Here is a 7426-nt window from a genome sequence, read left to right on the forward strand (position 1 = left end):
GGGAAGGGGAAATGGGGAGCCCACCTGCCGGCCGCTTTTTCGTGTCGCGTCAGGGTTGAGGCAGGTCGGCGAGCCGCTCGCCAATGGGGGGATGGCTCTGTCCCTTGAGGACGACCCAGCGGGGGGGCGCGGGGTCCATCTTGTTCACGCGGGCGGCCTTCACCAGCATTCGGCGGAACGCGTCGACGTCGTGGGTGAGGCGCAGGGCGTAGCGGTCCGCCTCGCGCTCGCGCTCGCGAGAGAAGGCCCCGGCGATGGGGCCGCCGACGAGGAGGACGCCGGACAGGAGCAGGGAGAGCAGGGGGAGGGTTCGGATGTCCGCGAAGCGCGTGGTGCCGAACCAGCCTCGCGTGGAGGCGGCGCGCAGGAGTCGGTCGATGGCGAAGAGGAGCGCCACCAGGGCCAGCGAGGAGGCGATGCGGCCGGGCCACTTCGGCTCATGCACATGGCCCGCCTCGTGAGCCACGGCGGCGAGCACCTCGTCCTCGGTGAGCTCCTGCAGGATGATGTCGTTGAGGACGATGGTGCGCGTGGGGCCCTGGCCCGCGAAGTACGCCTGGAGCCGCCGTGAGGCGATGGAGGTCTTCTCCACCAGCACGTCGGAGAAGGCGATGTCCGCCTGGGTCATCAGCTCCGTCATCCGCGTGCGCAGGGGGCCCGCGGGAAGGGGGTGCTGGTCGAAGTAGAGGCGCCCCCGGTACGGGTCCAGCGCGGAGGAGACGAGCAGGAGCAGGGCGACGGGCACACCCAGAATCCACCACCAGTGGCGCGTGCGACGGGCCAGGCCGTACAGGCCGATGACGAGCGCCGCGATGGCGAGCGCCCCCAGCAGGTGGCCCTTGAGCATGTCCCGGGCGAAGGCGGCCGGGGTGTAGTTGGACATGCCGTGCTGGTGCTCCAGCGAGTACGCGAACCAGATGTCCACCGGCGCGTAGACGAGCTTCACGAACAGGTCCGTCATCAAGGCGAAGAGGACGGCCGCGCCCCAGCCCGACTCACCCCACAGCCGGTCCATGGCGCGAAAGAAGGCGCGGCTGACGGGGGCGGTGCGCAAGAAGCCGAGCCTGCGCTCCATGCCGGCCGCGGCCGCCGTGGCCATGCGGAAGAAGGGGCGGACGAGCACGCCCAGGAGCAGCGCCAGCAGGGCCAGCCGCGCGAAGGGGTCCACCGCGGCCCGGACGTAGTAGGGCAGGTGGTAGGCGTGAATCTCCGCCAGTTGCTCGGGCGTGAAGAGGGGCTCCATGCGAAGTCCCCAGGCTACGCCGCGCGGCCCCTGGCTGCCCAGCCAGGGGTGGTCCACCGGTCTACGTATGGGGCTCCAGCTCGGAGGCGGGTGGGGCGGGGACGGGCTCCCCTTCCGCGTCCGCCAGGAGCAGGGCCTTCACCTTGGCGAGGCTCTCCCTCGTGCGGTCCACGAAGGCGCTCTGCGAGCCGATGCGTTCGGCCGTCTCCAGGGTGCGCTCGTAGATGTTGATGGACTTGGTGAGCAGCACGCGAATCTTCTTCCGCAGCTCCTGCCGGTAGACGACGGACTCCTCGGCGTTGAGCTCCGAGGGCGCCGGTGAGCTCACCATCTGCGCGTAGAGGTCCTCGTACAGCGCGCCAATCTGCGAGCCCGCGGCGGTGGCCCAGTAGCCGTTGCCCACGCGGATGGAGCGCAGGTAGTGCCCTTGCGCGGACAGGAGGAGTTCCGCCTTGTAGTTGAGGTCCTCGGCGAGCTTGTCGGCGCCCTTGGCCGGGTCCAGCTTCACGTTCTCGTAGTGCAGCCGGTACAGCTCCCCCATGAAGAAGTGCGCCTGCGCGGGGAAGTAGTCATCCACCTCGTCCTTGTCGGCCAGGGCCTCGTAGGACGAGATGGCCTTGCGCAGCGTGGCCTCCGCGGCGTCGGTGCGGCCCGCCTCCAGCTCGCAGACGCCCTGCTGCACCCGGGCCTCGATTCGGCGGTTGGCCGGGAGGTCCTCGCGCGCGGCGATGGTGGTCAACACCGCGATGGCCTCGTCGTAGCGCTCCAGGTGGTACTGCGTCTCCGCCACGCGGAAGGACGCGTCCAGCGCGTCACCCTGGCCTTTGGCCGGGTCCGCCAGCTCGGAGAAGCGGTGCCACGCCTCCTCCCACTCCTTGAGGCGCTGGTGGGCGAGGCCCGCGTTGTAGAGAGATGAGCGACGGTGCTGGCTGTTGGGGTGGAAGTCCGCCAACCGGCCGAAGTAGCGCGCCGCCTGCTTGAAGTCGTTGGCCGCGAAGGCCGACGTCCCCCCGGCGAAGAGCTCCTCGTCGTTGAGCTTGTCCAGCTCCAGGTCCGCCGTCACCGTCACGGCGTCGAACTGGAGCTCCTGCTTCGGGCCTGACTCGGAGGCCTCCGGACGCGCGGCGCTGCCCGTCGTCCGACATCCGGTGACGCCCAGCCCCAGGGCCACTACCCACCACCAACGGCTGACCGACATGTACGTCCGCTCGCTTCCCGTCACGGAATGCGCCTCCTGGCCTTGCCGCCTCAGGACAACGCACCGTCCCTCGGAGTTCCCACCGCTCAGGTGGGCGCGCCCAGTTTAATGCGTCCCCCTGTTTCGTGCCGCCCCGGCTGGCCGCCTCCCGGGCGGGCCTGGCCGGGTGCTCGGTCCAGACCTCAGAAGGTGTCGTCGCCGAGCAGGAAGCGGCCCGTCTGCCACAGGCTGGTGATGTCGTGTACGTCCAGTCCGAAGCGAGGCACCTGAATCAGGGGGATGCCCGGGCAGGCGGCCTGGAGCTGGGCGATGCCGCGTCCATCCTGCTCGGCCAGGACCTGGAGCTCGCGCAGCGTCTCCTCCACCTTGGCGCGTCGGGTGGGCGTCAGCGTGGCGGCGTCCGCCCACATGGCCTCGGTGGGCAGCGGGTGGACGCGATTCACCACCAGCGCCACCACCTCCATCCGGTGCTGCTTCAACAGGGTGTTGAAGTGGATGGCCTCATCCATGCGCTCCGGATGCGGGCTCGTCACCAGCACGAAGCCCGTGGTGGCGTCCTCCAGAAGGGCTCGCACGCCGCGCGCGCGCTCGCGGAAGCCCTCGTTCATGCCGGACAGCGACAGCATGAAGCTGGACAGCTCCTGGAGCATCTCCGTGCCGGTGAACTTGGACAGCGCGCGCAGCACGTAGCCGCTGCGGTTGAACAGCGACAGGCCGAACTTGCCTGCCTTCAGCGCGGGGGCCAGCAGCCACTTCGCCGCCTCGTTGTCCAGGAAGTCGAGGACGCGGTTGGGCGCGTCGAGGAAGTCCAGGGCGTGGGCCGTGGGCGGTGTGTCGAGCACGACGAGCTCGTACTCGCCCTTGCGGCGCAGCTCCCACACCTTCTCCATGGCGATGTATTCCTGGCTGCCCGCCAGGGCCGTGGAGAGCGACTGGTAGAAGCGGTTGGCGAGGATGCGCTCGCGCTGGTCGGGCGGCGCGACGCGGGTGATGAGGTCATCCCACGTCTGCTTCATGTCCAGCATCATCGCGTGGAGGGACGCGCGGGCCGTCACGCCCAGCGGCTCCAGCGCGGAGGACGGCACCTGCGTCTCCGCGTTGCCCAGGGCGGACAGGCCCAGCGAGTTGGCCAGGCGCTTCGCCGGGTCGATGGTGCACACCAGGCTGCCGCGGCCGTCCACCGCCGCGCGCAGGGCCAGGGTGGCCGCGACTGTCGTCTTGCCGACACCGCCGGAGCCGACGCAGATGAGGACGCGCTTCTTGGCGAGCGCGGGACCGAGGGCCGTCGTGCTCACTTCTCCCCCATCACCAGTGCTTCGAGGTGGCCCATGACCTGTTCAATCGCATCCCGACCGAAGGTGGGGAGGTACAGCCGGGGGACGGTGAACACCGGCGCGTGAAGGTTGCGCTCCAGTTTGGTGCCCGCGAGCACCGTCAGCGACGCGCGGTCATGGTTCGCTTGCGCCACCCGGTGCAGCTCGGGGTGGCCCACCAGCGCTTCCAGGTCCGCCTCCGTGAAGCGCTCCGGGATGGACTGGTTGAGCACCGCCGCGTGCGTGCGGATGTGCACCTTGTCCTTGAGCGCCGCGTGCAGCTCCAGCGCCTCGTTCACCGGCATCTCCTCCGGGAGCGCCACCAGCACCGCCGCCGTCACCGACGGGTCCACCAGCAGGTCTCGCATCTTCTGCGCCTCGCGGGACATGGGCCCCTGGGGCACCGTCTGCACGAGCACGTGCGGCACGCTGAGGAAGGAGATGGCGTGACCGGTGGCCGGCGCGTCCAGGACGATGGTGTCGAAGCGCCACCTGCCGTCGGGGAGCTTCTCCTGCAGGTGGTACATGATCTTCCCCAGCAGGACGAGCTCCTGCAGGGACGGGATGAAGCGCAGGAAGTAGCGCACCAGCCGGTTCTCGAAGACCGTTTTGTAGAGGGCCTCGAAGCGCAGCACCATGAGGCCGTACTCGCGCATGGCCTCCTGCGGACGCACGTCCACCGCCCAGAGGTTCTCTTCCAACAAGGTGACTTCGGGGCCAGCGGCGGGGTGCTCCAGGAAGCGACTGATGCGCTCCTGCGTATTCACCTCGCACACCAACGTCCTTCGCCCCGCGCGCGCCGAGCGAAGGGCGAGCGCCGCGGCAACCGTGCTCTTGCCCACGCCGCCCTTGCCGGAGACGACCCACAACCGCTTGTCCAGGAGCCCTGCCATAAGAGAGCGGCGAACCGTAGGAATCGTGTCTCCAGGAGTCAACGCGTTTGGCCAAGGGGTGTTGCCCTGCTTGACACGTCGCGTTGCCCCCTCGCAGAGTGCGGCGTCTTTTTCCCGACGTCCTGTTGGCGGGTGTCTCCCGCGCGGGTGAAGCTCCTGATTCCCATGCTCAAGAACAACCCGATGATGAAGAAGCTCGTCGAGACGGGCGAGGAGCGCGTCGGCAAGCTGGCGCAGCAGCTCCTGTCGAACGAGAAGTTCGTGGCGACGGTGCAGACGCTGGTGTCGCGCTCGCTGGCGGCGAAGGGCACGTTGGACAGCGCCCTGCGCTCGGCCCTGTCGGCGATGAACCTGCCGTCCACCGCGGACCTGGAGCAGCTGCGCGCGAAGGTGGATGACCTGGAGCGGCTGCTCGCGTCGGTGGAGAGCAAGGTGGACACCCTGGTGGCGCAGAAGGCGCCGTCGTCGAAGAAGTAAGCACCCGGACCCGAGCCGGGGAGTCCAAGGCCCATGCGGCGCATCGCCTTCATCAACGAGAAGGGCGGCACCTGCAAGACGACGCTGGCGGTGAACACCGCCGCGTGGCTCGCGAAGGAGCGGGACTTGCGGGTGCTGCTGGTGGACCTGGATACCCAGGGGCACGCCGGCAAGGCGCTCGGCCTGGACGTGCGCACGCTTTCTCGCAACGTCTTCCACCTGTTGACCGACGACTCGGTCCGCCTCGAGGACGTGGTGCGCCCCTCGGCCGTGCCCGGACTGGATGTGCTGCCCGCGTACAAGGAGATGGCGGACTTCCCCGTGGTGGTGGCGGCGGACGCTCGCCGGGCCCACCGGCTGGCGGACCGGTTGGAGGCGGCTCGGGAGGCGGGCTACGACGCCGTCGTCTTCGACTCGCCGCCGTCCATGGGGCTCACGACGCGCAACATCCTCGTCGCCGCCACGGAGGTGGTGGTGCCCGTGGCGCTGACGTACCTGGCGCTGGACGGTTGCGCGGAGGTGGCGGACACGGTGCGGCAGGTGGGTGAAGCCGAGGGACGTCCGGAGCTGAGCGTCACCAAGGTGGTGCCCACGCTGTACCGGAAGACGGCCCTGGCCACGGCGATTCTGGAGCGGCTCCGGGCGTACTTCCCGGACTCACTGGCCACCACGCCCCTGGGCTACGACGTCAAGGTGGACGAGGCGCAGAGCCACGGGAAGACCATCTTCGAGTACGCGCCCCGGAGCCGAGGGGCGCGGATGCTGTCGGCCATCGCCGCGGAAATCCACGGTGGGCCCGCTCCCCGGAAACGGAAGCGGGCGGCGCGAGCCGACTAGGGCTCCTGCTTCTTCTGCTGCTCGAACTGCTCGAGCTTCTTCTCCAGCTCCTCCAGACGCTGGGTGAGCGACTGCATGTCGCGGCCCAGGGCGGGGAGGTTGCCGGTCAGGTTCTCGACGACGTGCTTGACGCGCTCGTCGATCTTCCGCTGCCAGTCCTCGAAAGCGCGCTGGCTGGCCTTGAGCAGGTCGGCGGGGGACAGGCCACCGGCGGCAGCCGAGTCAGCGGCCTGCAGGGGCTCCTCGGTGGTGGCGGCGGCTTCGGGGATGCCCGCCTTGGCGGCTTCCTCGCGACGCAGGAGCTTGTCGAGACGGGATTCCGCTTCCTCTCGGATGGAGGCGACGCGGGGAGTGACCTCCTTCTGGATGAAACCAGAGATGGACTCGCCGGGGTGACGGATGATTTCCCGGAGCACCGACAGCGGCATCTGGTTCTTCTTCTTCTCCTCCTCGAAGATGATCTGCGCGAGGGTGACCGAGGTCAGGTCTTCTTTCGTGCGGTTATCGACAATCCGCACCTCGGTGCCCTCCTTGATCATCGCGGCGATCTCATCCAGCGTCACGTACCTGCTCTCCACGGTGTCGTAGAGTTTTCGGTTCGTGTACCGCTTGATGATCTTCGGCTCCTTGCTCGGAGCGCCTGCTTGCTCGGCCTCGCTCATCGGTCTCTCCGCCCCTTTTGGGCTCGACTCAAAGCCAGCTTCCGTGTCTGAGTCTCGCAGGGGCGAACCTCGTACCAGAGGGGTTGGAGGCGAGCAAGCAGCGAGAACCCGACTCGCCGTACTCGCCCGGTGGCCCTATACTCGTCCCCGCCCCAGGCCTGAATGATCGTCAAGTGCGCGCGGTGCCAGACGCGGTTCAAGATCCCCGACGAGAAGGTGACCGATAAGGGGGTCAAGGTCCGCTGCACCAAATGTCAGAACACGTTCCGCGTCACCCGCGAACCTGGCGGGGAGGATGCCGGTGCGTCCTCGCCTCCCTCCTCGGCCGGGCAGGCCGACCCCTTCGCCGAGTTCGGTGTCGCTCCCGACCCCAAGGGCGTGGAAGTCACGCGCCCCGGCTTCTTCGCCCAGGGCGTCGCGGCCACGCGCGCTCTGTCGGGCTCGCCGTCCTCGTCCGAGAACCCCTCCTGGAACAGCATGGACGGGGAACTCGATACGGAGGACGGAGTCTTCCGCGAGCCCACGCGCATCGGTCCGATGCCGCGGCCTCCGCTCCAGGCTTCGGGCGCGCCGGGTGTCGCCGCGGCGCGCAACGGGGGCGCCGTGCCCCTGCCCGCACCGCCCGAAGCCATTCGTCCACCTGTCGACACTTCGACGGGGCTGTACGGCGGCGCGGTGCCCCCTCCTGTCGAGGATGGCGCGCCGATGCCGGCTGGCGCCGTGCCCTTGCCGGGCTTTGCCCCCAGTTCCCCGCGGGCCGGGCCGGGAGTTGCCTCCCCTCGGAGCGCGCCACCGGGTGGGAT

Annotated in this window: 8 protein-coding genes; 3 read left to right on the plus strand and 5 right to left on the minus strand. The window is 69.2% G+C overall.

The window, feature by feature from the left end:
- Positions 1 to 49: 49 nt before the first annotated feature.
- The 4 genes from HR086_RS42930 to HR086_RS42945 all read right to left on the minus strand — a co-directional run bounded on the left by HR086_RS42930 (position 50) and on the right by HR086_RS42945 (position 4647).
- Positions 50 to 1243 carry a M48 family metalloprotease gene (locus tag HR086_RS42930; protein WP_174468525.1) on the minus strand — a complete coding sequence of 398 codons (1194 nt, stop codon included), beginning with the start codon at positions 1241 to 1243 and terminating at the stop codon, positions 50 to 52.
- A gap of 61 nt (positions 1244 to 1304) precedes the next feature.
- Positions 1305 to 2441: a tetratricopeptide repeat protein gene (locus HR086_RS42935; RefSeq protein ID WP_141644920.1), complete on the minus strand. Its 1137-nt coding sequence runs from the start codon at positions 2439 to 2441 to the stop codon at positions 1305 to 1307.
- A gap of 182 nt (positions 2442 to 2623) precedes the next feature.
- Entirely contained in the window at positions 2624 to 3736 is a 1113-nt protein-coding gene (locus HR086_RS42940; protein WP_174461579.1) for an ArsA-related P-loop ATPase, read from the minus strand.
- Complete coding sequence (locus HR086_RS42945; protein ID WP_141644910.1) at positions 3733 to 4647, minus strand: ArsA family ATPase; 915 nt, start codon at positions 4645 to 4647, stop codon at positions 3733 to 3735. Before HR086_RS42945 ends, HR086_RS42940 begins: the two co-directional genes overlap by 4 nt.
- 165 nt (positions 4648 to 4812) lie before the next feature.
- Here HR086_RS42945 and HR086_RS42950 point away from each other — a divergent pair, with 165 nt between their 5' ends.
- Both HR086_RS42950 and HR086_RS42955 read left to right on the plus strand, forming a co-directional pair.
- Entirely contained in the window at positions 4813 to 5124 is a 312-nt protein-coding gene (locus HR086_RS42950) for a hypothetical protein (RefSeq protein ID WP_141644921.1), read from the plus strand.
- 33 nt (positions 5125 to 5157) lie between these two features.
- The gene (locus tag HR086_RS42955) at positions 5158 to 5961 is read left to right on the plus strand and encodes a ParA family protein (RefSeq protein WP_174468526.1); all 804 of its coding nucleotides are present in this window, start codon (positions 5158 to 5160) and stop codon (positions 5959 to 5961) included.
- Here HR086_RS42955 and HR086_RS42960 read toward each other — a convergent pair.
- Complete coding sequence (locus tag HR086_RS42960; protein WP_141644912.1) at positions 5958 to 6623, minus strand: polyhydroxyalkanoate synthesis regulator DNA-binding domain-containing protein; 666 nt, start codon at positions 6621 to 6623, stop codon at positions 5958 to 5960. The genes HR086_RS42955 and HR086_RS42960 overlap by 4 nt on opposite strands.
- Positions 6624 to 6785: 162 nt before the next feature.
- Between HR086_RS42960 and HR086_RS42965 the strand changes: the two genes are divergently transcribed.
- Positions 6786 to 7426, plus strand: a 641-nt coding sequence (locus tag HR086_RS42965; RefSeq protein ID WP_174468527.1) for a zinc-ribbon domain-containing protein, incomplete at its 3' end; no start/stop codon positions are given.

The sequence above is a fragment of the Myxococcus sp. CA039A genome (assembly GCF_013336645.1).
Lineage (GTDB): Bacteria > Myxococcota > Myxococcia > Myxococcales > Myxococcaceae > Myxococcus > Myxococcus llanfairpwllgwyngyllgogerychwyrndrobwllllantysiliogogogochensis.

Excerpts from the sequence above, each read along its gene's own strand:
- HR086_RS42950 (WP_141644921.1), top strand. The coding sequence starts at position 4,813 with ATGCTCAAGAACAACCCGATGATGAAGAAGCTCGTCGAGACGGGCGAG.
- HR086_RS42935 (WP_141644920.1), bottom strand. The coding sequence starts at position 2,441 with ATGTCGGTCAGCCGTTGGTGGTGGGTAGTGGCCCTGGGGCTGGGCGTC.
- HR086_RS42945 (WP_141644910.1), bottom strand. The coding sequence starts at position 4,647 with ATGGCAGGGCTCCTGGACAAGCGGTTGTGGGTCGTCTCCGGCAAGGGC.
- HR086_RS42930 (WP_174468525.1), bottom strand. The coding sequence starts at position 1,243 with ATGGAGCCCCTCTTCACGCCCGAGCAACTGGCGGAGATTCACGCCTAC.
- HR086_RS42955 (WP_174468526.1), top strand. The coding sequence starts at position 5,158 with ATGCGGCGCATCGCCTTCATCAACGAGAAGGGCGGCACCTGCAAGACG.
- HR086_RS42960 (WP_141644912.1), bottom strand. The coding sequence starts at position 6,623 with ATGAGCGAGGCCGAGCAAGCAGGCGCTCCGAGCAAGGAGCCGAAGATC.